This is a genomic window from Microvirga arvi, from assembly GCF_016892765.1.
GTDB lineage: Bacteria > Pseudomonadota > Alphaproteobacteria > Rhizobiales > Beijerinckiaceae > Microvirga > Microvirga arvi.
Genome location: NZ_JAFEMD010000003.1, coordinates 110,695 through 136,229, shown reverse-complemented (window position 1 = coordinate 136,229; position 25,535 = coordinate 110,695). Strand labels below are relative to the sequence as shown.

At 62.8% G+C, this 25,535-nt stretch carries 17 protein-coding genes; 8 read left to right on the top strand and 9 right to left on the bottom strand.

The genetic code is table 11. The features are described from left to right. The first annotated feature begins 23 nt into the window (after positions 1-23). Together ILT44_RS03015 and ILT44_RS03010 are read left to right on the top strand one after the other, a co-directional pair. Positions 24-1,079: an ABC transporter ATP-binding protein gene (locus ILT44_RS03015; protein WP_204238084.1), complete on the top strand. Its 1,056-nt coding sequence runs from the start codon at positions 24-26 to the stop codon at positions 1,077-1,079. 21 nt (positions 1,080-1,100) lie between these two features. After that, a complete protein-coding gene (locus ILT44_RS03010; protein ID WP_307826299.1) occupies positions 1,101-2,195 on the top strand; it encodes an NAD(P)/FAD-dependent oxidoreductase in 1,095 nt (364 codons plus the stop codon). A gap of 113 nt (positions 2,196-2,308) precedes the next feature. Here ILT44_RS03010 and ILT44_RS03005 read toward each other — a convergent pair whose 3' ends face one another. Beyond that, positions 2,309-3,715 (bottom strand): sodium:proton antiporter, encoded by a 1,407-nt coding sequence (locus tag ILT44_RS03005; RefSeq protein WP_204238082.1) that lies wholly within the window; start codon positions 3,713-3,715, stop codon positions 2,309-2,311. A gap of 178 nt (positions 3,716-3,893) precedes the next feature. On the opposite strand from ILT44_RS03005, the gene ILT44_RS03000 reads away from it, so the two are divergent. Next, positions 3,894-4,682 (top strand): class II glutamine amidotransferase, encoded by a 789-nt coding sequence (locus ILT44_RS03000; protein ID WP_204238081.1) that lies wholly within the window; start codon positions 3,894-3,896, stop codon positions 4,680-4,682. Between the two features lie 71 nt (positions 4,683-4,753). On the opposite strand, the gene ILT44_RS02995 is transcribed toward ILT44_RS03000, so the two are convergent. From ILT44_RS02995 to polA, 7 genes are all read right to left on the bottom strand, one after another. Continuing rightward, positions 4,754-9,022, bottom strand: coding sequence for a DUF8508 domain-containing protein (locus ILT44_RS02995; protein WP_204238080.1), 4,269 nt, complete (start codon positions 9,020-9,022; stop codon positions 4,754-4,756). Positions 9,023-9,228: 206 nt separating this feature from the next. Beyond that, positions 9,229-9,513 (bottom strand): hypothetical protein, encoded by a 285-nt coding sequence (locus tag ILT44_RS02990; RefSeq protein ID WP_204238079.1) that lies wholly within the window; start codon positions 9,511-9,513, stop codon positions 9,229-9,231. A gap of 196 nt (positions 9,514-9,709) precedes the next feature. Beyond that, complete coding sequence (locus ILT44_RS02985) at positions 9,710-11,038, bottom strand: adenylate/guanylate cyclase domain-containing protein (protein WP_204238078.1); 1,329 nt, start codon at positions 11,036-11,038, stop codon at positions 9,710-9,712. A gap of 171 nt (positions 11,039-11,209) precedes the next feature. Then, positions 11,210-11,920 carry a glutathione S-transferase gene (locus tag ILT44_RS02980; protein ID WP_204238077.1) on the bottom strand — a complete coding sequence of 237 codons (711 nt, stop codon included), beginning with the start codon at positions 11,918-11,920 and terminating at the stop codon, positions 11,210-11,212. 64 nt (positions 11,921-11,984) lie between these two features. Then, a complete protein-coding gene (locus ILT44_RS02975; RefSeq protein WP_204238076.1) occupies positions 11,985-12,467 on the bottom strand; it encodes a GNAT family N-acetyltransferase in 483 nt (160 codons plus the stop codon). Positions 12,468-12,505: 38 nt separating this feature from the next. Further along, positions 12,506-12,883, bottom strand: a complete 378-nt coding sequence (locus tag ILT44_RS02970; protein WP_204238075.1) for a hypothetical protein — start codon at positions 12,881-12,883, stop codon at positions 12,506-12,508. A gap of 1 nt (position 12,884) precedes the next feature. Next, positions 12,885-15,938, bottom strand: coding sequence for a DNA polymerase I (polA, locus tag ILT44_RS02965; protein WP_204238074.1), 3,054 nt, complete (start codon positions 15,936-15,938; stop codon positions 12,885-12,887). Positions 15,939-16,286: 348 nt separating this feature from the next. Between polA and ILT44_RS31605 the strand changes: the two genes are divergently transcribed. After that, positions 16,287-19,655 carry a calcium-binding protein gene (locus ILT44_RS31605; protein WP_204238073.1) on the top strand — a complete coding sequence of 1,123 codons (3,369 nt, stop codon included), beginning with the start codon at positions 16,287-16,289 and terminating at the stop codon, positions 19,653-19,655. A gap of 242 nt (positions 19,656-19,897) precedes the next feature. Here ILT44_RS31605 and ILT44_RS02955 read toward each other — a convergent pair whose 3' ends face one another. Next, positions 19,898-21,106 (bottom strand): ROK family transcriptional regulator, encoded by a 1,209-nt coding sequence (locus ILT44_RS02955; RefSeq protein ID WP_204238072.1) that lies wholly within the window; start codon positions 21,104-21,106, stop codon positions 19,898-19,900. 227 nt (positions 21,107-21,333) lie between these two features. On the opposite strand from ILT44_RS02955, the gene xylF reads away from it, so the two are divergent. From xylF to ILT44_RS02935, 4 genes are all read left to right on the top strand, one after another. After that, complete coding sequence (gene xylF / locus ILT44_RS02950) at positions 21,334-22,380, top strand: D-xylose ABC transporter substrate-binding protein (RefSeq protein ID WP_204238071.1); 1,047 nt, start codon at positions 21,334-21,336, stop codon at positions 22,378-22,380. A 198-nt stretch (positions 22,381-22,578) separates the two neighbouring features. Further along, the gene (locus ILT44_RS02945) at positions 22,579-23,877 is read left to right on the top strand and encodes a sugar ABC transporter permease (protein ID WP_204238070.1); all 1,299 of its coding nucleotides are present in this window, start codon (positions 22,579-22,581) and stop codon (positions 23,875-23,877) included. Positions 23,878-23,890: 13 nt separating this feature from the next. Continuing rightward, positions 23,891-24,670 (top strand): ATP-binding cassette domain-containing protein, encoded by a 780-nt coding sequence (locus ILT44_RS02940; RefSeq protein WP_204238069.1) that lies wholly within the window; start codon positions 23,891-23,893, stop codon positions 24,668-24,670. A 58-nt stretch (positions 24,671-24,728) separates the two neighbouring features. Continuing rightward, positions 24,729-25,481: an SDR family NAD(P)-dependent oxidoreductase gene (locus ILT44_RS02935; RefSeq protein ID WP_204238068.1), complete on the top strand. Its 753-nt coding sequence runs from the start codon at positions 24,729-24,731 to the stop codon at positions 25,479-25,481. Positions 25,482-25,535: the final 54 nt, after the last annotated feature.

The following is a 25,535-nucleotide window of genomic DNA, read 5'->3' as shown; positions in this document are numbered from 1 at the left end:
ACGACGATTTGGAGGGAAGCCCTGTGGCCTCGGTCGAGATTCGCAACATCCAGAAGAGCTTCGGACCCGTATCGGTCATCCAGGGCGTATCGATCGACATCCAGGACGGGGAGTTCGTCACCCTCGTCGGGCCGTCCGGATGCGGCAAGTCCACATTGCTGCGCATGATCGCAGGCCTGGAGAACATCTCCGGCGGCGAGCTTCGCATCGGCCCGCGGGTGGTCAACGACGTGCCGCCCAAGGAGCGCGACATCGCCATGGTGTTCCAGAACTACGCGCTCTATCCGCACATGACGGTGGCGGACAACATGGGGTTCTCCCTCAAGCTGAAGCGGGCGCCCAAGTCCGAGATCAAGCAGCGGGTCGACCGGGCCGCCGAGATTCTCGGCCTCACCAAGTTCCTCGACCGCTATCCGCGCCAGCTCTCCGGCGGCCAGCGCCAGCGCGTCGCCATGGGCCGCGCCATCGTGCGCGACCCGCAGGTCTTCCTCTTCGACGAGCCGCTCTCCAACCTCGACGCCAAGCTGCGGGTGGCCATGCGCACGGAGATCAAGGCCCTGCATCAGCGGCTCAAGACCACCACGATCTACGTCACCCACGACCAGATCGAGGCCATGACCATGGCCGACAAGATCGTGGTGATGCATGACGGCGTGGTCGAGCAGATCGGCGCGCCGCTCGAGCTCTACGACCGGCCGGCGAACCTCTTCGTCGCGGGCTTCATCGGCTCGCCCGCCATGAACATGCTGAAGGGGCATCTGCAGGGCGGCCGCTTCGTCGCGCAGGACGGCACCGTCCTGCCGGTCACCCATGCGCCCGCGGCCTCGGACGGGCAGCCGGTCGTCTACGGCATCAGGCCGGAGCATTTCATGCTGGACGAGGCCAACGGCCTGCCGGCCGAAGTCGCCGTCATCGAGCCGACCGGATCGGAGACACAGGTCTTCGCGAAATTCGCCGGCGCCGACGTGGTGGGCGTGTTCCGCGAACGCGTCGACGCCAAGCCCGGCCAGCAGATCCGCATCACGCCGGATCCGCGCCTCGTGCATCTGTTCGACGAACGGACGGGCAAGCGCCTCTAAAATCCTTCGCAGGAGGCAGCCATCAACGTTCTGGTCATCGGCGCCGGCGTGGTGGGGCTTGCCGTCGCGCGGCGTTTGAGCCTGCGCGGACACGATGTGATCGTGGCGGAGGCGACCGGTGGCATCGGCAACGGAATCTCCTCGCGCAACAGCGAGGTGATCCATGCCGGGATGTATTACCGGTCCGGTTCGCTCCGCGCCCGCCACTGCGTTGAAGGACGCCGCAGGCTCTATGCCTTCTGCGAGAGCCATGGCGTGCCGCATGCCAGATGCGGCAAGCTCATCGTCGCCACCGGTGATCTCGAACAGGCCAAGATCGAGGGCATCTACGAGCAGGGGCTGGCGAACGGCGTCGAGGGCCTCTCCTTCCTGACCGGCGAGGAGGCACGGCGGCTTGAGCCGAACCTCTCCTGCACCGGGGCCGTGCTGTCCCGTGAGACCGGCATCGTCGACAGCCACGCGCTCATGCTCGCATTGCAGGGCGACCTGGAGGATGCCGGCGGCGTCATCGCCTTCCATGCTCCGGCCGAGCGTCTTGTGCGCAGCGGAACGGGCTGGAATGTGCAGGTCGGCGGCGCGGACCCCGCCGGGATCATGGTGGACGCGGTGGTCAACGCGGCGGGCCTCGGCGCGCAGGCCCTTGCCCGCGCAACCGAGGACTATCCGGTCGCGCGCGTGCCCCCGCTCGTGCTCGCCAAGGGCAATTACTTCGGCTGCCTCGGCAGAGCCGCCTTCTCGCGGCTCATCTATCCGTCGCCTGTCGACGGAGGCCTGGGCACCCATGTCACCCTCGACCTGTCGGGCCGCATGCGCTTCGGGCCCGACGTGGAATGGATCGAACGGGAGGGTTACGAGGTCGATCCGAGCCGCGCGGAGAGCTTTTACGCCGCCATCCGCCGCTACTGGCCGGGATTGCCTGACGGGGCGCTGGTGCCCGATTATGCCGGCATCCGCCCGAAGCTCACCGGGCCGGGCGAGAAGGCCGCCGACTTCATGATCGACGGCCCGGCGGAGCATGGACTGCCTGGCCTCGTCCACCTCTTCGGCATCGAAAGCCCGGGGCTGACCTCCAGCCTCTCACTCGCCGAGGACGTGGCGGATCGGTTGGGCGCCTAGTCTGCCGTCATCCCGGGGCTGCGCAGCAGAACCCGGGATCGCGTGATGAGAGTGGTGCTTTATACGGCTTGCGATTCCGGATCGCCTGACAGGCGTCTGGAATGACGGATTTTTTAAGCCCTGAAGAACAGCAGCGTCAGGATGAGGAAGGTTGGGATTAGGATCGCGCCGGACCAGAGCAGGTAGCCAAAGAAGCTCGGCATCTTCACGCCGCCTTCGCGGGCAATGGCATAGACCATGAAGTTGGGCGCATTGCCGATATAGGAGTTGGCGCCCATGAACACGGCGCCCGCCGAGATCGCGGTGAGGGTCAGCGCGCCGGTCGTCATGAGCTGCTGCGGGTTGCCGCCGGCGAGCTCGAAGAACACGAGGTAGGTCGGCGCGTTGTCGAGGAACGACGAGAGGCCGCCCGAGAGCCAGAAATAGGCGGCGTTGTTGGCGCTGCCGTCCGGATGGGTCACGAGGGCGACGAGGGGCGCGAAGGCGCCGTTCGCACCGGCCTTCAGCATGGCGAGCACCGGAATGATGGCGATGAAGATGCCGGCGAAGAGCTTCGCCACTTCCTTGATCGGGCCCCAGGAGAAGCCGTTCTCGATCCGGTTCGCCTTCGGGGTCACTTTCAGCGAAATGATGGTGACCGCGATCATGATGAGATCGCGCAAAGCATTGGCCAGCTCGATCTCTGCGCCGAGCAGGGTGACCCGTCCGAGATCCATGGTGGCGCTCATGAGGATCGCGGCGATGATGATGAAGATCAGCAGGAAATTGATGCCGCCCACGACGCGCACCGGATTGTCCGGCGTCGGATCGGGCCGCACGTGGCCTTCCTTCCTGTAGATCACCAGATCGATCACGAAGAACAGGGCGAGCAGGAGGATGCTGGCGAACAGCGTCTCCGGCAGAAGGTGCGTGGTCGTCCAGAAGAAGTCGACGCCGCGCAGGAAGCCCAGGAAGAGCGGCGGGTCGCCGAGCGGCGTGAGCGAGCCGCCGATGTTCGACACCAGGAAGATGAAGAAGACGATCACGTGCATGTTGTGCCGCCGGTCGTCGTTGGCGCGCATCACCGGGCGGATCATCACCATGGAGGCGCCCGTGGTGCCGATGAAGCTGGCGAGCACGGTACCGATGGCGAGAAGGACCGTGTTGGTGCCCGGCGCGCCATGGATGTTGCCGCGCACGAGGATGCCGCCCGCCACCGTGAACAGGGCGAGCAGGAGCAGGATGAACGGGATGTACTCCAGGAGCGCCGTGTGGGCGAGGGCGTGGATTGCCGTCGTCGGCCCGAAGACGAGAGCCATGGGCACCAGCACCAAAAACCCCCACAGAGCCGCGATCTTGCCCTGATGATGCTCCCAGAAATGGGAGGCCAGCAGCGGGAACAGGGCGATGGAGAGGAGGATGCCGATGAAGGGCAGGGCCCATGCGAAGCCGAGGCTCGCGCCATCGAACTCTGCCGCGAAGGCTGCCTGGGGCAGGAGGGTCAGGGCGGCGGCGAGCGCCAGGCGAGAGTGGCGAAGCATGCGTACAGGTCCCCGGCAGGCCGGCGCGACCGGCTCGTTCTTCAAGTGATGGAAGACCGCTTTTATGGGAACGGCTTCACGGCCGCAACGGCGTGGCCGTTAACCGGCTATTCACCATAAGTCAAAGATAGTACAACATCGTTACAAAGCCTTGCTGTGCCGGGGGTTTTTTAGACCGATGTGCCGTTTTCTCGCCTATCGGGGGGAGCCGATCTTCCTCGACGAACTCGTCTGTGCCCCGGCCCATTCGCTCGTGCACCAGTCGCTGCACGCGGTCGAGGCCAAGACGGGAACCAACGGGGACGGGTTCGGCATCGGCTGGTATGGCGAGCGCAGCGAGCCCGGCGTTTACCGGGAGGTCCGCCCCGCCTGGTCCGACGAGAACCTGAGGAGCCTGTGCGAGCAGGTGCGCTCGCGCCTCTTCTTCGCCCATGTGCGCGCCTCCACCGGCACCTCGACCACCCGGGCCAACTGCCATCCCTTCACCCATGGCCGCTACCTCTTCATGCATAACGGCCAGATCGGCGGCTACGGGCGGATCAAGCGGCGCCTCGAGGCGATGATCCCGGACGAGCTCTACGACCGGCGCCTCGGCACCACGGATTCGGAAGCGATCTTCCTCATGGCGCTTGCCAACGGCTTGGCCGAGGAGCCGGTGACGGCCATGGCGCGGACGCTGAAAGTGGTGCGCCGCCTGATGGACGAAGCCGGCATCGAGGAGGCCTTACGCTTCACCGCCGCCTTCACCGACGGCGAGAGCCTCTGGGTCTATCGCTGGGCGTGCGACGCCAAGCCGCCGACCCTCTACTTCCGCGAGGACGACGGCAACCTGCTCATCGTCTCCGAGCCCATCGACGACAAGACAAAGGGCTGGCGCGAGGTGCCCAAGGGCTGCAGCCTCGTCGCCAGGGGCGGCAGCGTCACGGTGGAATGCCTGAACGAAGCCATGGGCCGCGTGGCGGCCTGAGCCCAGCCTTCAAAACAAAAGGCCCCGATTGATCGGGGCCTTCCGCTGTAAGGGGATCGAGCGTCAGCCGCTCAGATGACGAAGAAGTCGTCGAACTTGAGGGTTGTCTTGTTGACGATCGTGGCGATCTTCACCTGCCCGATCTTACCGGTACCGTCGGCATCGTAATAAAGATTGCCCGTCTTCTTGTCGTAGATGATCCGGTCTTCCCGGTCCTGCGCCTTCGTGCCAGTCACGAACATGTCGCTGGTGAACTTCTTCGGCCGGGATGCCGAGCCGGGGCCCAGCTTCGTGAACACCGCATTGTCCAGGTAGAAGCTGTCGTCAGAGGACTTGAAGTCGTAAACCCTGTCCACGTTCGTGCTCTTGTTCAATTTTGTATCGAACACGAACACGTCCTTGCCCGAGCCGCCCCGCAGCAGGTCGTTGCCGAGCCCGCCGTGGATCTTGTTGGCGGCGGCGTTGCCGGTGATCGCGTTGGCGAGGCCGTTGCCCTTCAGCTGCAGGGCCGCCGCGCCGGTGGCGATGAGGTTCTCCACATCCCCGCCCAGGGCGAAGTTGATCGAGGTCGCCACGGTGTCGCTGCCGCTGCCTCCGATGGCGACGTCAGCGGCGTTGTCGACGATGAGGGCGTCGTCGCCCGCGCCGCCATTCATCACATCCGCACCGAGCCCGCCGTCGATGACGTTTGTTCCGGCATTGCCGAACAGTGCGTCCGCGAAACGTGAGCCAAGCAGGTTTTCGATGGAACCATAGGTGTCCCCGGCTGCCTCCCCGGTGTTGCCGCCAGGCGCAGCTAGGTTCGCACGCACCGCGGTGGACGCTCCTTCATAGGAAACCCAGTCGATGCCGTCTCCGCCGAAGAGACCATCCGCTCCCAATCCTCCGATCAGCAGGTCGCTGCCGGCATCGCCCTGCAGGTAATCGCGGCCGGCTCCACCATTCATGACATTGTTGCCGCCGTTGCCGAGCAGGGCATTGCTGCCATCATCGCCGACGACCGTGGAATTGCCCGCTGCCGCACGGGTGATCTTGAAGGTCGAGCGCGCCACGAGGGCGTCGTGATCGCTCGCCCGCTGCTCGATATCGAATTCCGAGTTGATGCGCAGGATGTCCAGGGCTTCCATGCGGGCTCGCATGGCGGCCGAGACATAGATGTGGTCGAGTGATTGGGAATTACCCTCGAATACGTAGTCGGTCCGGTCGGCTGGATTGGCGATGAACTCGTCCGCCATGTTCCAGAGGACCTGCTGACCGCCGCCGAAAGTGCCGTCGAGGGTCTTGAGCGGGTCGCTCCAGGAAAAGTCGTTCATGTCGCCGAGGACGACAATGTTCGCATTGGCATCGTCCGCCAGCAGGTCGTCGACATAGGCGTTGATGAGCTTCGTCTGCTCGATGCGCTGAGCCTGGCTGCCGAGAGCGGGTGGCTGGGTGGTGCCGAAGATCGCGCCGTCGCCGTTCTTCGAGTTCAAGTGGTTGTTGATGAAGGTATATTCCTCACCATTGAATATGAACTTCGCAACAAGAGGCTTTCGACTTGCATTGAAGGCGTCGTTGACCGCGGGATCCGGATCGATGATACGCTCAAGCGATCCGGGGACGAGATCCACCACATCATCGTTGTAGAGGAAGGCCTGACGGATGTTGCCGCCATCTGCCCCGCCATCCTTTCCGTCCTCGGGGTTGAGATAGGCGAACTTGTAGCGTGGCCCTCCCGCCTTGACGATCTCGTCCACGAGCTTCTGCAAGGTTATGTCAGCGGAAAGGATGCCGTTGTCGACGGTGCCGCTGTCGTCCTGAAGCTCCTGCAGGGCGATAACGTGCGGTGAGCCCATGTTCTTGACGATCTGGTCGGCGAGCTTGGCGAACTGGCCGCCATCCACGTCCGCATCGCCGTCGTCATCATTGATGTCCAGGTTCTCGACGTTGTAATTGGCGAACGAGAGGAAGAACTCGTTCGAGGCCCTCACGTTCGTGACTTCCGCCTGCAGGGTCGATTGCGCCGTCACCTTGGGTGAAGTGCCGATCAGCACCTCATAGGTCGAGAAGCCGTAGGACATGATTCCGGTGATGGAATCCCGCCTTGCGCCCACGTCAAGCATCGGCATGTTGAGGCTATCGCGGATGTTGTCGAACTGGATCCGCTCCGGGTTGAAGTCGCCCGGCGCGATGGACAGGCCGCCGCGGTCATTGAGGCTCGATGGATCGTAGGCCCCCTCGATGACCGTGTAGATCTCACCGAAATTGTTGGTCGCGCCGACCACACGGGTCGGCTCGATGGTGACGCGCATGCCTTCCAAGGCTTCGTAGAAATCAATAGCCTCTGCAACGGAGGTAGTCGGCGGCTTGATCCCATTGGGGCCGATGACAATCGCTTCAGGCAAAGCGTTGCCCTTGTCGATGAGGGTAACTGTTGCAGCGCGGCTCGTTGTGCCACCGTCAATCCGCGTGAGGCCGAAGTTTTCGTCGACCCGGCCGTTGACGGCAACTTCGTCGCCGACCTCGAAACTCGGAGTCCAGTTCGATCCCATGAACACGAAAATGCCATCGGAGGTGGCAGCATTGCCGTCACCCGTCACATCTTGGATGTAGAAGCCGCGCGTGGTGCCGGTCATCTGAATGCCGGTGATGATGCCGGTGGTGGTGACCGTCTGACCGTTGAGGACTGATTCCCGGTTGGGATTTTGCGTCTGGATCTCATAGATTCGATGGAAGTCGTCGTTGACGATCTGCCCGCCCGCCGTTGCAGTGCCCAGTACGCCCTCGCTGGGATTAGACAGGGTGGCCGAGAAAGCCTCATTCTGCTCGATCGTCGTATCGCCCCTTACCCTGATCTCGATGGTCTTGGTGGTCTCGCCGGCAGCAAACTGGATTGTTCCTCCGTCAGCATCGACGAAATCGTCGCTCGTCGCCCGGCCCGCACCGCCAAGGCCGCTCAGATCGAAGTCGATCGTTGCAGCTTCACCCGTCGAGTTGGCGCGGGTGACGGTGAAGGTGAACACCGTCTCGCCGCTATCCCCTTCGGCTTTCACGGCACTCGTCGCCGCGATGGAGAAGCTCTGCTGCAGATCGTCGTTCGTGATGGTGCCGCTTGCGGTGTCATTCTGGATTTGAACATCAGCCTTTTCGGTGCTGATGCGGACCTCGAATGGCTCGTCGGCTTCGAAGCGTGCGTCTCCCCGGACACGAATCTGGACAACAGCTTCGGTCTGCCCTTCAGCGAAGGTCACCTTGTCTGTCGTCTCTAAGAAATCCTCAGGGGTCAAGCCATTGTCGCCAAGACCCCTAATGGACCAAGTGAATTCTGTCGTGCCGTCGCCGTTCTCACGGGTGACCGTGAAGGTGTAGATTGTGAAATCAGGAGCTTTGCCCTCATTCTGAACGATAGGAGTAGCGGAAATGGAAAGAATCTCGTCTGTGGTCGTATCGTCATTGTCGATCTGACCGGTCGCCGTCGCCGAACCATCGGGGATAGTAGCCCCGACCGGGTCGGACAGCGTGACCGAGAAGGTCTCGTCCTGCTCGAACTCGGCATCTGCGGCAACCTGGATCGTGATCGTCGCCGTCGGCGAGCCGTCGGCGAAAGTGACTGTTCCGGTGAGAGGGCCGACGAAGTCGTTGAGCGAAGCCTGGCCTGGATCCAGAGTCCAGGTAGCGGTTGGTGAGCCTGTAGTGGATGAGCGCGTGACTGTGAAGGTGAATTCGGTTGTCGTTCCATCGCTGCCCTCGGCCTTGTCGGCACTTGTGGCCGCGATGGAGAGGGTTGGATCGGGAGAGGTGAACGTCTGACCGGCGTTGATATTGCCTGCAGTAGCGGTATCAGCTGTATTGAAAACCGCCCAAGTGGTGAAATCTTCCGAGCTGTCGCCCGTACCCTGCCGCTGAATTGAGCCGCCAACGGCTCCGGTGCCGTCTTCGAACACCCCAGTCCCAGTACCATTCGTAATATTCGTGCTGGTGATGGACTGGTTATTGTAAGTCGTTGAGATCACGCCCTCATAGCTGATGAATTCGACGACATTGCCATTGTTATCAACTAGGGCAAAGCCGTCTGGCTCAGTGCCAGCCGTGTTCCCATTCTGGAAGGTCACAGGAGTGGTGCCCGATGCCGGAGTGAATTGTGCAGCCGTGAAGCTGAAGAATCCGTGCCCAGTCCCAGTCGCATTGCCAATCACCCCAGTCAGATTGAGGGTGGCGTAAGCTGCGCCGCCATTGCCGTTGAAGGCGATAATTTTCCAACCCGTCAGATCCGTTCCGGCAAGTCCTGCAATCTCAATAAACTCTCCAGTGTCAGTACCGGCATTATCGTAGTGAAACTCGTTGATCCAGACATTCGCCATGATGGGCCCTCACGTTGCGTCAGCACAAGGCAGCATTCCAAACACCATGCTATGAAATGGTGTATCATCCAGGAAGGCAAGTCCTAATGCCTAGGCATGACAGCCCAGTGAAAGACTAAGCTTGGCGTGTGGATAAGTCGGTTCAGGCAGGCGATCTCCCCGCTTGGCTCAGTGCGGTGCAGCAGGATCCAGCAGATTGAAGACCCTCAGGCGTTCAGCTGGCCGGTCGGTTGGGAGATCAGCGGCAGGAGCGCGCCTTTGAGGGCCTCCATCTGAAGCTCGGTTTCGGCACGGGCTGAGACCGTGTCCGGCGCGTGAAGGGCGCGCAGGCGCTTGTTCTCAGCCTCGAGCCTTTCGTTCTCGGCCATCAGGATCGCCACCTTCTCCAGGGCGATGCGGAGGCGGGCCTGGGCCTCGTTCCGCTCCTCCTCGCGCAGCTGCGCGCGGTCGCGCCAGAGACGGATGGCAACCCCTTCTTTCTCATCACTCATGGCCGGCTCCTGACATGATCAGCGGCAACCGCGCCACGCTGCGGGTCGACGTCGCCTGCACGATGCATCGCCATCAGTTCAATCACGGTTGATGTGGCTTTTATGGGGAGAGATCCTAAAGGGGCAGGTCCTAACCCATCGTTGATACGGCCCAGGGTATCGAGCGTGTCGCGATGCTTTCGTCGACTGAACAGGACTAGGGCTCGAAGGCCGGCAGCGCCACAATGTTCTCGGCCGACACCGCATGCCTCGCATGGCGTCTTTGGGCTCTGTCGATCCAGTCGGCGGCGACGGCCTGATCCAGGAAGAACTGCGCCAGGCGGCTATCCTGGTGCGCCTTCAGAAATTCGGTGAGCGCCGCACGTTCGGTCTGCCTGTCCTGCGCGGTCTGCAGGCTGCCGGTCTTGTCTTGCGAATACTCCTCGGCCAGGAAGAAGTAGGCCGGTGCGTAATCCGGATGTTTCCCGATCAGGACGCCGATCCGCGCCTTCCGCTCCGCGCCGTCGAATTGCAGGGCATGGACGAGGGCCGTCGCGCGGGTCGGCGCATCCTCGTTCAACTCGGCATAGACCTGCCGCGCGATGAAGCGCCCTTCATGGGCTCGGACAAGCGCCGCATAGCGCAGATGCGGATCGACGAAGTCCAGGCCCATCCGGGCCAGGGTGTAATAGGCGCGATGCGCACCGATGGACTCGCCCTTCGCCTCAAAAAGCAGGGCATTGTGATACAGGCCCGGCGCAGAGTGCGGGTCTTCGATCTGTCCTCCGCGCTGCACGAGCCGCGAGAAGACCTCGATCGGATCGGCAGGGAGCAGCAGAGCCTGAGCGGATTGCCGAACCGGAGCCCGGGAATCCCGGCTCGCCGCCAACGGCTCCATCGGCCTTGACGGCTGGCGATGCGAAGCAAGCCCTCCTGCGCCGACGAGGACGATCAGGCAGGCGCCCGCGAGCGACAGCGCCGACAGGGCCAGCCTCCGCAGGGGAGACCGCGGCGGCTGCGCCGTGATCCCCGCATCCGGTCCGACAATCGTGAAGGCATGGACTGGGAAGGGAATGTTCTTCACCTGCCGCTCGCCGATATCGATGAACGGCACGGCGATCTGGCCGGAAACGGCCTCATGGACGGCGCGCGAGAGACAGATGCCGCCTGGGGAGGAAAGGGTTTCCAGACGGGCCGCGATGTTGACGGCCATGCCCAAGAGGTCATTCTGGCGTTCGACCACCTCCCCCACCGAGATGCCGATCCGAAACTGCAGCCGCCTGTTCTGCGGACAGGCAAGGTTCTGCGCCTTCATGTAGTCCTGGATGTCGATGGCCGCGCGTGTGGCCTCCACCGCGCTGTCGAACTCGCACATGATCGAGTCGCCGGCCGTATTGAAAACGCGCCCGCCATGATGAGCCACGAAATCGTCCAGAACGTTGCGATAGGCCGCGAGCTGCTGCAGCGTCCCATCCTCGTCTTCCGCGATGAGGCGGGAAAAGCCGACGATATCCGCAGCGAGGATGGCGGCTACCTTCCGCTTCATCGGCGGATTCCGCGGCGCATGAAGGCTTCAGAGCGAAGCTGCGATGGCACCCCACATCCCGGCAAAATGAGGCCCCGTTGATAATCACGTTACAATATAGCGCTTACCAAAAGGTAGGGGAAGGGGCTGCTTCAAGATTCTTGGTCCTGTGAAGTTTTTCGGTCTTGCGGCTCAGCCATCCAGTTCGGGATAGCGCCGGAAAATGCCCTCTTCGTTGAAGGGAATACGCCGCGGGCTTGCGAGGTAGGCCTTGACGCGTGGTCTTTCCGCTACGGCATCATGCAGGGCCGCCACCCGAGGCGATGTCTTCAGGGCGCGGGCCGTGGCCTTGGGGAAGGCGTAAGAGAGGCCCTCGACGGCCTGGAAGAGGGAGAGATCGACATAGGTGAGAGACCTGCCGACGAGATGCCTCTCGCCTGCAGGATTGCGGGCGAGGATCGTCTCGAACCAGTCGAGAAATTTCGGGATGCGGCTGCCGCGGAACGCCTTCGCGCGCTTGAGGGCCTCCCCTTTCTGGTCCTCGTAATAGAGGTCGACGCCGACCGGATGATGGGTGTCGTGGGCTTCCGCCACGAAGTCGCTGAGGGTGAGCTGGATCTGGTGCGTCCAGAGACCGCCTTCCGGGTCCTTGGGCGCGAGCCCGTGCCGTGCCCCGAGATACAGCAGGATCGCCGCCGTCTGGCCGATGACGGTCTCGCCGTCCTTCAGGAAAGGCGGCGCGAAAGGCGGATGCCCGGCATGCTCCATCATCCGCAGCATCACGGCGACGCCCTCGGATTCCCGCGCCACGTCGATGTAGTCGGCGCCCGCCTCTTCGAGGGCCAGCCGCACGAACTCGCCGCGTCCTTGGATCGTCGGCCAGTAGTAGAGTTCGTAGGTCATGGGGTACTCCGGACCTCTCTCTTTCGCAATGCTTGCGAAGATGGTGGAGCATCCGATTAGGAAGTCAAAGGCAGTTGTTGGCCAAATGCACGAGCGTCTCACCGTCTAGCCGCATGTGCCGGTGATGAAGATCGCGCATGCCGATCGCTTCATAGAAGTGGATGGCAGGCCGCTCTTCTTCGACGAAGAGCTCGACACGCACCCAATCCCGCTCCAGTGCGATCTTCGCAACGGCGGCCATCAACGCTCGCGCTGCTCCCGTGCGGCGCTCTTCGGGCAGAACATAGAGCGCATGAACGATACCCATCGGCTTGCCGCGCCAGCCTGCGTAGCCGCGGAAAAACGACACGAAGCCGACAGGCTTAGCGTCCCGCTCGGCGATAAGAGCCTCGAAGAGGGGATCGGGACCGAAGCCGTCCGTCTCAATCCGCTCTGCCGACGTCCAGGGTGCCTGACCGGGCAGATGGTCCTCGATCAGACCTGACACGAAACCGAAGATCGTTTGAGCGTCATCTGCAGCAGCATGCCGAACGAGAAGGCTGCTCAAAGCAGCTGGGCCTCTTCCATGGCAGTCAAGATCTGCCGTCATGAGGCTTCGTTCAACAATGTGCTCTTGAGCAGGAGTGCAAGCACCAAGCCGATCTGGAGCATGACGATGAGAGATTGATTCGAACGTTCGGCGCTGCGCCTGTAAAGCAGCGCTGAACAGATTGTGAAAACCATCAAACCAAAACCGAGGTTCAATGATCTATCGATGACTGCATTGCTGCGCGACCTGTTGCCCCAGTGGTCGGAAAAAGGACCTTCCCATCCCAAAGGAAGGCATCCTGTGCCGAGACTGGCGGGAGAAAGGCAGACAGGCGCGGTAAGGGATACCCCGAGATCGTAAACGAAGAAACCAACAAGCAAAGCGCATGGCAGCAGGAGCAGGACGCTCCGAACGTTGAAGCGCAACGCTGCCATGCTAATGCGCCTCATCCCAGTTCTGCGCGGCGCGGGCGTCCACGGCCAGCGGCACTTTCAACGACACGGCCGGGGAGGGGGCTTCGGTCATCACGCGCGAGATCACGGGCAAGCTGGCCTCGACCTCATCGTCCGGCACCTCGAAGACCAGTTCGTCGTGCACCTGCAGCAGCATGCGGGCGGAGAGGCGCTCGGCTTTGAGCGCATCCTCCATGCGGATCATGGCGCGGCGGATGATGTCGGCGGCGGTGCCCTGGATCGGCGCGTTGATCGCCTGGCGCTCCACCCCCGCGCGCTCGGACGGGTTGCCGGACCTGATCTGCGGGTAGTGGCAGACGCGCCCGAACAGGGTTGTCACGTAGGACTTCTCGCGCACGAACTTCTTCGTGTCGTCGATATAGGTGCGGATGCCGGGGAAGCGCTCGAAATACTGCTTGATGAAGGTGGAGGCCTCCTGGTTGCCGATGCCGAGGCGCACGGCGAGGCCGAAGGCCGAGATGCCGTAGATGATACCGAAATTGATGGTCTTGGCCTGGCGGCGCAGGTCGCCCGTCATCTGGTCGAGGGGCACGCCGAACATGGCGGATGCGGTCGCCGCGTGAATGTCGACGCCATTGGCGAACGCTTCCTGCAACTGTGGGATGTCGGCGATGTGGGCCAGCAGGCGCAGCTCGATCTGGCTGTAGTCCGCCGAGATGATCTTGTGGCCTTCCTGCGCCACGAAGGCCTTGCGGATCTTGCGGCCCGCTTCCGTGCGGATCGGGATGTTCTGCAGGTTGGGATCCGACGACGAAAGCCGCCCCGTCGTGGTAGAGGCCAGCGAGAACGAGGTGTGCACCCGCTTGGTCTCAGGGTTCATGTGCTCCTGCAGCGTGTCCGTATAGGTCGACTTCAGCTTAGAGAGCTGACGCCATTCGAGGATTTTGGCCGGCAGCTCGTGGCCGGCCTGCGCTAGCTCGTCGAGCAGCGTCGCGGGCGTCGCCCATTGGCCGGAGGGCGTCTTCTTGGCGCCGGGCAGGCCCATGCGGCCGAACAGGATGTCGCCGATCTGCTTCGGGCTCCCAAGCGAGAACTTCTCGCCCGCCATCTCGTGAATCTCGTCCTCGAGGCGTGCGAGGGATTGCGAGAAATCGCCCGAGAGGCGGCTCAGGATCTGCCGGTCGACCATGATGCCGCGCATCTCCATGCGCGCCAGCGTGTCGACCATCGGGCGCTCCAGCGTCTCGTAGACCGTTGCGCGGCGCTCCGAGACAAGGCGGGGTTTCAGCACATGCCAGAGGCGTAAGGTAACGTCCGCATCCTCCGCCGCATAGGCCGTGGCCTTGGAGATCTCGACCTTGTCGAAGGTCACCTTGTTCCGGCCCGTGCCGGCGACATCCGAGAAGGTGATCGGCGAGTGGCCGAGATGGCGGCGCGAGAGCTCGTCCATGCCGTGCGAGCCTTTTCCGGCATCAAGCACGTAGGAGATCAGCATCGTGTCGTCATAAGGGTGCACCTCGATGCCGTGGCGCTCGAACACGATCCAGTCGTATTTCATGTTCTGGCCGATCTTGAGGACTGAAGGATCCTCCAGAAGCGGGCGGATCACGTCGAGGGCATCTGTGATGGGAATCTGGCCCTTGACGAGGCCGCCGCCGAAGAGATCGGATTCATCACGGTGCTGCAGCGGCACGTAACACGCCTTGCCCGGCTCCACAGCGAGCGAGAAGCCGACGAGATCGGCGCGGTTGGCGTCGAGATCGCTCGTCTCCGTATCGACGGCCACATAGCCCTGCTCCCGGGCTAGGGCAACCCATTCCTTCAGGCGCTCCAGGCTGGTGACGGTCTCATAAGATGTGACGTCGATGGGAGCCGAGGAGGCCTCCGTCGCGCGCGTGCCGGCCAGCTGCGAGGGCGTGCCGAGGCCCTCGACGGGCTTGCGGAGGGTTGCGGTCTCTGGCAGGTCGAGGCCTGCGAAGGGATCGACCTCGCCCGAGGCCGCGTCGGCCTTGTCGAAGAAGGGCACCGCATCGTCGGTGGGCGCCGTCACGCCGGTTCCGTTGCCGGTCCAGCGGATCGCCTCGCCGCCGGGCATGAGGCGCGGGTCGGGTGGGATCGCTGACGGATCGGCCTCGTAGAGCTCCGCCACGCGCCGGGTCAGGGTCGAGAACTCCATGGCCTTGAGGAAGCCGACCAGCGTCTTCGGATCGGGGTTCGGCACGCGCAGCTCGTCGAGGGGCACCGGCACGGGCGCTTCGCAGTCGAGAGTCACGAGCTTCTTCGACAGGCGCGCCGATTCCGTGTTGGCGATCAGCGTCTCGCGGCGCTTGGGCTGCTTGATCTCGCCCGCGCGCTCCAGCAGCGTTTCGAGATCGCCGTATTCCTTGATGAGCTGGGCTGCGGTCTTGAGCCCGATGCCGGGCACGCCCGGCACGTTGTCCGAGGTGTCGCCCATGAGCGCCAGCACGTCGCCGATCTTTTCCGGCGGGATGCCCTCCCACTTCTCGATGACGGCGGCCTCATCGAGATTCCGCTCGGGCCGGTAGCCGGGCTTGCCCTTGGAGCCCGATTCGAAATCGTAGAAGCAGACCTTGGGCCCCACGAGCTGCATCAAATCCTTGTCGGAGGAGATGATGAGCACGTCCGCCCCGCGCGCCTTCGCCTGCTGGGTATAGGTGGCGATGAGATCGTCCGCCTCGTAGCGCTGCAGCTCCACAGGCTCGAGCCCGAAGGCCCGGATCGCCTCGCGCATGATCGGCATCTGGACCTTCAGGTCCTCCGGCGCATCGGGCCGGTGGCCCTTGTAATCCTCGTAGAGCTCCTTGCGGAACGAGCCCTCGGACTTGTCGAGCACGATGGCCAGATGCGTGGGTTTGAGCCCCGCCGCCCCGTCGCGCATGAACTGCAGAAGCTTGGACACGAAGAGCCGCACGGCGCCCGTGGGCATCCCGTCCGAGGAGCGGGAATTGTACTTCTGGTCCTGGTTCATGGACTGGAAATAGGCCCGGAAGATGAAGGACGAGCCGTCGACGAGAAACACGTGATCGCCGGCTTGGACAGGACGGGAGGAGGGCATCGGGTCTCGGGGGCTGGTGAGGCTGCTTTATGGCAAGAAATAGCGGCTCCCGGTGCGGATGGCTATGGGGTGGCGAAACCCGGCCCGGGCTTACCGTCCCGCTACATATCACCTCACCGCGAGCTCCACGCCAGGCGACGATCCTCGGCTTCCCTTGGGGTGTAACCTAACGGAATCAATAGAGAATTGGCCGCTGGAGCCCGCCATGTGCGGCAGAACACCTCCGGTTAAACTTTTAACGCTATATTCTTGCAACATAACGTTGGATCATTTACCAGGGCAGCCCAGCCAGGCCTGGCGTGATTCTGTTGCTAAACAGCCAAAGATTGAACAATTGGAGGAGTGACCATGACATTCGCAATCTGGAAAGCCAAATACGATGTCCGACTCGGCGAAGTCTCTGGACAATATGCTGATCGGCCCTCGATCGCTTACCTGCCGAATGGCGGTTATGTCGTGGGATGGCGTGAAGCCAATCAGCTGAAATTCCAGGTTTATGACGGTGGTGGCAACACTGATGGTGCAGTTTACTCCATCGATACTGAGAACACGCCAGGGAACAATCTGGACATCCAAGCTATCGGAACCGATGGCAGCTTCGTCGTCAGCTGGAATGCGGGTGCGGTCACCAATGGCACGCTGAAGACCCGTGTTTTTACCCTCAAAGACGATGGTAGCTACAGCGGTGGCGATGTCAGAACGGTAACAACGAACGTCACCGGTGCTTCAGAGCTGGCCTCTGTGTCATCCAAAATGGATGGCGGCTTCGTGAGCATCTACACAAAGAACAACTTCGTCTATTTCCAGGCGCATGCTGCCGATGGCTCGCTGACGAACAACAGCCCCTACGTGCTCCATGATGGGGATTCGATAGTTGACTACCCGAGTATCAATCAGATTGCATCTAACAAGTACGTTTACTCGTATGGTGAAGGCGACAACATTTATTTTAGAACTTTTACATTGACCGGTAATACGGGCGCCCTTGGCACATTGGTAAATGTGGGAGCTGGAGATAGATCGCAGGTTGTCGCCTTGAAGGATGCCAATGGTGTCCCCAACGGACAATTTGCCGTTGTCAAGTCCCAAGGTAAAAACCTTGTTGCCGGATTCTATAACCAAGACGGTGTTCGCATCGGCTCAGGCAGCGACATCGTAATCACGAACGACGCTTATACGTTTGAGGGTCACTTCAATGTCACTGCAATCCGCGGTGGCCGAATTGCCGTCACGTATTCCGACACGACCTTCACACCCAAAATCCTTCTGAAGGTCATGGATGCCAATGGCAACAGCGGCAACGAGAATAACAATCCCTTGACCCTCGACGGTCCTAACGGTTTTCGCCAGCCCACGATCACAGAAATGGCCGACGGACGTCTGTCTGTGGCTTGGGAAGACTGGACGCGCAGCCAGCAGGACGTATCCTCAGCCATTGTTGATCCACGTCTCGTCAAGGTCAACGTCCAAGGCACGGCTAAGAACGACTACTACGTCGGGACTGAACACAGCGGTGATCAACTCTACGGGAATGACGGAAAGGATACGCTTCTAGGCGGCGCTGGAGATGATCATCTCATCGGTGGCGCAGGGGGCGATAGCCTCGTAGGCGGTGCCGGCAAAGACACGGCCACCTATGCCGACGCCGATGCGGCCGTAAAGGTCTTCATGCACAAGATCGCGGATAACACCGGATATGCCGCCGGCGACAGCTATGACGGCATCGAGGTCATCGACGGCTCGACCTTCAATGACCTGCTGGAGGGTGACGCGAACGATAACCAGTTCTGGGCCAATGACGGCAACGACACGATCAAGGGCTTCAATGGCAATGACACCCTCAAAGGGGCTGGCGGTTCGGATCTCCTTTATGGCGGTGCAGGCGCGGATTATTTCGAGGGCGGCGACAGTCGCGATTATCTGACCTACGAATACTCCACCGCCGGCATCGGCGTCACGGTCAGCCTTGAGGATGCATCGCAGAATACCAATGAAGCCAAGGGCGACACCTATATCGAGATCGAGGCCTTGAGCGGAACGAACTACGACGACGTTCTGATCGGCTGGACCGGGGAGAAGCAGAACGCCATCCTCGACGACGAGATCTATGGCTTCGCCGGCAATGATTTGATCATCGGTGGTGCTGGTGCTGATCAGCTCTTCGGCAATGCCGACAACGATACGCTGCAAGGTGGCGCTGGCGCCGATCGGCTGGAGGGTGATGCTGGGGATAACTTTGCCTCCTATGCAGGGGCTACCGAAGCTGTTGCTGCCGTCCTTTGGGATGCGTCCCAGAACAGGGGCGAGGCAGCAGGCGACACTTATGGCATGTACGAAGGAAAGGTTTCGATCAAGGGGCTGATAGGATCAAAATTCAACGATACCCTGCAGGGCACTAACACCGATGATAATGCTCTTTTCGGCGGCGACGGGAATGACGCACTCGCAGGATGGAATGGCTCTGATACTTTAGACGGCGGGGCCGGTGCGGATGATCTCAACGGTGGTGAAGGCTTTGACTATGCAAGCTATGCCAGTTCCACCGTTTCCGTCACGATCGCCCTGCCGGCCGGCGGGACCGGCACTGTCGCCGGAGACACGTTCTCATCCATCGAAGGCCTGATCGGTTCAGGCTCTGGCGACACGCTGATTGGCAACGAGATCGCCAATCGTCTTAAGGGCGAAGGCGGCAACGACGTGCTGAACGGTGACGCTGGTACCGATACCCTGGAAGGGGGAGCCGGCGATGACGTGTTGGTCGGCGGTGCCGGCGCCGATATCCTGGAGGGCGGGACCGGCAGCGACACCTACTATGTCGCTGCGGGTGATCGCATCGTCGAGCATGCCGGGCAAGGCACCGATACCGTGGTGATCACCAGCGACTTCGTCCTGACGCACCAAAGCGACTTCGCCAACATCGAGAACATCCGCCTGGATGTGAGCACGGTGGCCACCACGTTGACCGGCAGCGAGGTTGCCAACGCGCTGACCGGCAACGATGCCAGCAACAGGATCGATGGCTTGGGCGGCAACGACGTCCTCTCCGGCCTTGGTGGCAACGACGCTCTTTTCGGCGGTGCTGGCGACGACCTGATCGACGGCGGCACCGGCATCGATGCCATGGAGGGCGGAACCGGCAACGACACCTATTACGCCAACGATCTCGGCGACTACGTGGTGGAAGTGCCAGGCGGCGGCATCGATACGGTTTATGCCTCCGTCAACTTCAACATGGGGGCCGGCACCGAGGTGGAGTATCTGTACGCTATCGGCGGCAACGCTCTTCAGCTCAAGGGCAGCAACTTCGCCAATGTGATCACCGGCAATGCCGGAGCCAACAAGATCTATGGCGGCCTCGGCAACGACCTGCTGCGGGGCGGAGCCGGCAAGGACACCTTCGTGTTCGACACCAAGCTCAACAAGAGCAGCAACGTCGACCGCATCCTCGACTTCAACGTGCGCGATGACAGCTTCCACCTGGATAACAAATACTTCACCAAGCTGGGCTCCGGCACGGCGTCCAAGCCGAAGAAGTTCGGCTCGGACATGTTCGTGAAGGCGACGAAGGCGCAGGATCGGGAGGACCGGATCATCTATGACAAGAAGACCGGCGCACTCTACTACGATCAGGACGGCACAGGATCGAAGGCTCAGGTGAAAATCGCAACTCTGACCAAGAACCTTCCCCTGACTCACAACGACTTCTTCGTCATCTAAACGAAAGACGAAGACTTAAAAGTCATGCCGCCCTGCGCAAGCCGGGCGGCATTTTCGTTGTGCTGAGGCACAGCCGTGTTCTTGTCAGCCTCGTTCTTTTCACCTCATCCTGAGACGGATTGCGCCAGCAATCCGTCTCGAAGGAGGATTCCGTACTCTCTGGAAGCATCCTTCGAGACGCCTGCTCCGCAGGCTCCTCAGGATGAGGGCTCAAGGATGGGGCCCGCTCCGTCGTGAAACTCTCACGCCGCCTTCAGCCGCGCGAGGTCGAGGTCGAGGTCGCGCAGGGCCTGCATCACCACGCCTTCCGTCAGCAGGTCCATGGAGGATTCCACCACGTGGATGGTGGCGAGCGCGCGCAGTTCCGGAATGGTCTGGGATTCGAGCGCGGACTCGAACGACGGGCGCAGCAGGTCCATGGCGCGCGTGCCGGGGCCGCAGATCACGATGTGGTCGGGCTCCAGCGTCTGGATCAGGATGCCGACCGCGTCGCCCAAAACCTCGCCGGCCGCATGAAACAGGTTGAGGAGGGCGGGATCGCCCGCGCGGGCCTGGCCCACGATGTCGCTCATGGCCTCCTCGCTCGGCAGCAGCAGGGTCGGGGCTGGGCGGTGGTCGATAAGCTGCGCGTCCCGGTGCAGGGCATAATCGGCGAGATAGGCCTCGATGCAACCGCGCCCGCCGCAGCGGCATTGCGGGCCGCTCCGCCGCAGGCGCACATGGCCGAACTCGGAGCCGCCGAAGCGCGCCCCGCGATAGAGCTCGCCCTGGATGAGAAAGCCGAGGCCCACGCCGTCGCCCACCATCAGGCAGGCGGTGCGGCCGGAGCGCAGGTCGGCATTGCGCTGTGCGATGGCGAAGGCCATGGCGCTGGCATCGTTTTCCATGAGAACCGGCTTGCCGAGACGCTGGCTGAGGCCCGACGCCAGGGGGAGGTCGCGAGTGCCGAGCACCGGGCTCCAGGCCACGATCCCGTCGCGGGTGTCCACATAGCCCTGGCAGGCGAGGCCCACGGCCTTCACGTCGCGGGCGCCGCTCTCCTCGGCAAAAGTGGCGATGGTCTGGGCCAGCACATCCATCAGCTCCTCGGCTTCGAGATTGCGCAGGCGGCGCTCCACATGGCGGCTCGCCCGGGTGCGTCCGGCGCTGTCCACGAGCCGCAGCTCGATCCGGTTGAAGCCCGTCCAGACCCCGACGACCGACCCCAGGGTCTCGGCGAAGTAAAGGCGGGTCTTGGGCCGCCCCCGCATCAGGCCCGGGCTCTGATCGGCGCTGTCCTCCGCCATCAGGATGCCCTCGTCGATCAGGCTTGCCGTCAGCTCCGAGACCGTCGCCGGGCTCATGCCGAGATGCTGGCCGATCTCCACGCGCGCCAGAGGCCCCTCCCGGCGCAAGGCATCGAGCAGGCGCCGTCGGGCGGATTCACGAGACGAGAGTGGAAGCATGCTCATGGCCGTAGTTTATTCACAGTACGAATAAAACAAATCGGTGCGTGCTGAATATCAGACCAAAATATTAGAAAGGGGAGCTTGAAGGTGGATTGTCTCGGGATAATTATTTCCGCGCTCGAACAATAATGCATGGCAGGTTGAGCCACGTCCGTCGATCCGCCTGGGTCCGACAGCTGCCATGTGCCCGGCGCCTTGAACCCCCGAGGGACGCCGATCAGGAGGAACCAATGGTATCGAAGAAACACGTTCTCATCTCCCTTGCCGCCTTGGCGCTCTCCGCCGGGGCCGCCTTCGCCCAAGGCAAGGGCCCGGTGGTCGGCGTCAGCTGGTCGAACTTTCAGGAAGAGCGCTGGAAGACGGATGAGGCCGCCATCAAGGCCGCCGTCGAGAAGGCAGGCGGCACCTATGTCTCGGCCGATGCCCAGTCCTCGCCTGCCAAGCAGCTCACCGACATCGAGAGCCTGATCTCCCGCGGCGCCAAGGCGCTGATCGTTCTGGCGCAGGATGCCGATGCGGTTCGTCCCGCGGTGGAGAAGGCCGTGGCCGAAGGCATCGCAGTCGTGGGCTACGACCGCCTCATCGAGATCCCGCAGGCCTTCTATCTCACCTTCGACAACGTCGAGGTCGGTCGCCTCCAGGCTCGCGAGGTTCTGAAGGTCAAGCCCGAGGGCAACTACGCCTTCATCAAGGGCTCGGGCTCGGATCCGAACGCCAACTTCCTGTTCCAGGGCTCGATGGAAGTTCTCAAGCCCGCCATGGCTTCCGGCAAGATCAAGAATGTCGGCGAGGCCTATACCGACGGCTGGCTCCCTGCCAACGCGCAGCGGAACATGGAGCAGTTCCTGACCAAGAACAACAACAAGATCGACGCGGTGATCGCCGCCAATGACGGCACCGCAGGCGGCGCCATCGCGGCCCTCGCGGCTCAAGGGTTGGCCGGCACCGTGCCGGTGTCGGGCCAGGACGCCGACAAGGCGGCGCTCAACCGCGTGGCGCTCGGCACGCAGACCGTGACGGTGTTCAAAGACGCCCGTGAACTCGGCCGCAATGCCGCGGAGATCGCCATCCAGCTCGCCGGCGGCAAGAAGCTCAGCGAGATCCAAGGCGCGAAGCCATGGAACCTTGGCCCGAAGAAGCAGACCATGACCGCTCTCTTCCTGACCCCTGTCGCGGTCACGAAGGACAATCTCGACGTGGTCATCAATGCCGGCTGGGCTTCCAAGGAGGTGGTCTGCCAGGGCGTGAAGGCAGGCAGTGTGAAGGCCTGCAACTGATCCAACACTGTCATTCCGGGGCGCGCCTCTGGCGCGAGCCCGGAATCCATAAACACTACGGTTCAGGACGATGCACGGACCTTTGTGCTTCATCCTGCATTGCTAGCGGCTATGGATTTCCACGCTTGCGGCGCGGCCCTCCGGGTCGGGCTCCGCTTTGCGGCCCCGGAATGACGCTTCTCCAAACGAGCCACTCCCATGACCGCACCCGTTGCCAGCACCGCCCCGCCGCCGAGCGCCGCGTCCGGCTCGCTCCTCTCGAAGCTCGAGATCGATGTCCGCATGCTCGGCATGCTGGCAGCGCTCGCGGTCATCTGGATCGGCTTCGATCTCCTCTCCGGCGGCGTGTTCCTCACCCCGCGCAATCTCTGGAACCTGTCGGTCCAGACCGCCTCCGTGGCGATCATGGCCACCGGCATGGTGCTCGTGATCGTCACCCGCAACATCGACCTGTCGGTGGGTGCGATCCTCGGCGTCACCGGCATGATCATCGGCGTCGCGCAGGTACAGTGGCTGCCGGCCTATCTCGGGCTCGAGCATTGGCTCACCGCGCCGCTTGCGGTGCTGATCGCCGTCACGGTCGGCGGGCTGATCGGCCTCTTCCAGGGCTGGCTCATCGCCTATCTCGGCATTCCCTCCTTCATCGTCACCCTCGGCGGCCTGCTGGTGTGGCGCGGCGCGGCCTGGTGGGTCACGGCGGGGCAGACCATCGCGCCCATGGACACGCGCTTCAAGGCCTTCGGCGGCGGCGTGGAAGGCGCGCTCGGCGCCACCGTCACATGGGTCATCGCAGCGCTCGCCTGCGGCCTGATCGTCATTGCGCTAGGCTTCGCGCGCCGGCGGCGCCTGCGCTTCGGTTTCCCGGTGCGGCCCGGTTGGGCCGATGCGGTCATCGCCGTTGTCGCCTGCGTCGCCGTGCTCGGTGCCGCCGCCATCGTCAACGCCTATCCGCTTCCCGCCGGCACGGCGCGCCGCTGGGCGGAAGCCAACGGCATCGCATGGCCCGAGGGCGGGCTGTTCATTCCGCACGGTGTCGCATTGCCGGTCCTGATCGCCGTCGTGGTCGGCCTGATCATGACCTTCATCGCCACGCGCCGGCGCTTCGGCCGCTACGTCTTCGCCATCGGCGGCAATCCGGAGGCGGCGGAGCTGTCGGGCATCAACACCCGCTGGACCCTCATGAAGGTGTTCGGCCTCATGGGCCTGCTCTGCGGCATCTCTGCCTGCATCTCGACCGCGCGCCTCAACGCGGCGACGAATGCGGCGGGCAGCCTCGACGAGCTCTACGTGATCGCCTCCGCGGTCATCGGTGGCACGTCGCTTGCCGGCGGCATTGGCACCATTGCCGGCGCCATGCTGGGCGCCCTCGTCATGCAGTCGCTGCAATCGGGCATGGTGCTGCTCGGCGTCGATACGCCCCTGCAGAACATCGTCGTTGGCGCTGTGCTCGTCCTGGCGGTCTGGGTCGACAGCCTCTATCGCCGCCGCATCAAGTAAGGATTAGCGCATCATGCAAACGAATGGAACGACGCCTCTCGTCGAGATGCGCAACATCTCCATCGCCTTCGGCGGCATCAAGGCCGTGGACGGGGTGTCCGTCGATCTTCGTCCCGGCGAGGTGGTGGGCCTGCTCGGCCACAATGGCGCCGGCAAGTCGACCCTGATCAAGATTCTCTCCGGCGCCTACAAGCCGGATGCGGGCGAGATCTACGTGAACGGCGCGCATGCCGACATCTCGACGCCGCGCGATGCCAAGCGCTATGGGATCGAGACGATCTATCAGACGCTGGCGCTCGCCGACAATATCGATGCGGCCGGCAACATCTTCCTCGGCCGCGAGGTGCTCACGCCCTATGGCACCCTCGACGATGCGACGATGGAGGCCGAGACGCGCAACGTGATGGCGCGTCTCAACCCGCATTTCCGCCGTTTCAAGGAACCGGTGAAGGCACTCTCGGGCGGCCAGCGTCAGTCGGTGGCGATTGCGCGCGCGATCTACTTCAACGCCCGGGTGCTCATCATGGACGAGCCGACGGCGGCGCTCGGGCCTGCCGAGACGCAGCAGGTGGCCGACCTCGTGCTGCAGCTGAAGAAGGAGGGCATCGGCATCTTCCTCATCAGCCACGATATCCACGACGTGTTCGGCCTCGCCGACAGGGTCAGCGTGATGAAGAACGGCAAGCTCGTGGGCTCCGCCAACGTGCAGGACGTGACACAGGACGAGGTGCTCGGCATGATCATTCTCGGCAAGTGTCCGCCGGGAGCAACACCGGGGCCGGGGGCGAGTTGACCGGCTGCGAGCCGGCGCGTCTCTTAGAGCGCTTTATTGACATCGAGAAGAGAGTTTCATGACCCAGACCATTTACGGCTCCCTGAAGGGCAAGACCGTTCTCATCACCGGCGGCGCGAGCGGCATCGGCGAAAGCATTGTGCGTTCGTTCCATGCGCAAGGAAGTAAGGTCGCCATCCTCGACTACAACGCCGAGGCCGGCCAAGCCCTGGCGAAGGAGCTTGGGAAGGATGTTCACTTTGAGCATAGCGACGTGCGCGACATCCCCGCTTTTCAGGCGGCGATTCGGCGCGCGAGCGAGGCGGTCGGGCCGATCACGATCCTCGTCAACAACGCGGCGCGCGACGACCGCCACACCATCGACCAGGTGACGCCGGAATACTGGCGCGAGCGCTTCGCCACCAATCTCGACCACCAGTTCTTCGCAGCGCAGGCCGTGCTGCCGGACATGGTGAAGGCGGGCGGCGGCTCGATCATCAACATGGGCTCGACGAGCTACATGGTGAGCGACGATGCCTTCGCAGCCTACAAGACTGCGAAATCCGCCGTGGTGGGCCTCACCCGCGCGCTGGCACGGGAGCTCGGAGACAGGAACATCCGCGTCAACTGCGTGGTGCCGGGCTGGATCATGACCCAGCGCCAGATCGATCTCTGGCTGACTCCAGAAGGCGAGAAGGAACTGCTCAAGCGCCAGTGTGTGAAGCGCAAGCTCGTGCCGCAGGACATCGCCAACTTCACGCTGTTCCTAGGCTCTGACGATTCCAGCGCCATGTCGGCGCAGACCTACCTCGTGGATGGTGGCTGGGTTTGATTGCAGATCTATGATCCGTCATCCCGGCCGAGCAGAGCCAGAGCCGGGGTCGCT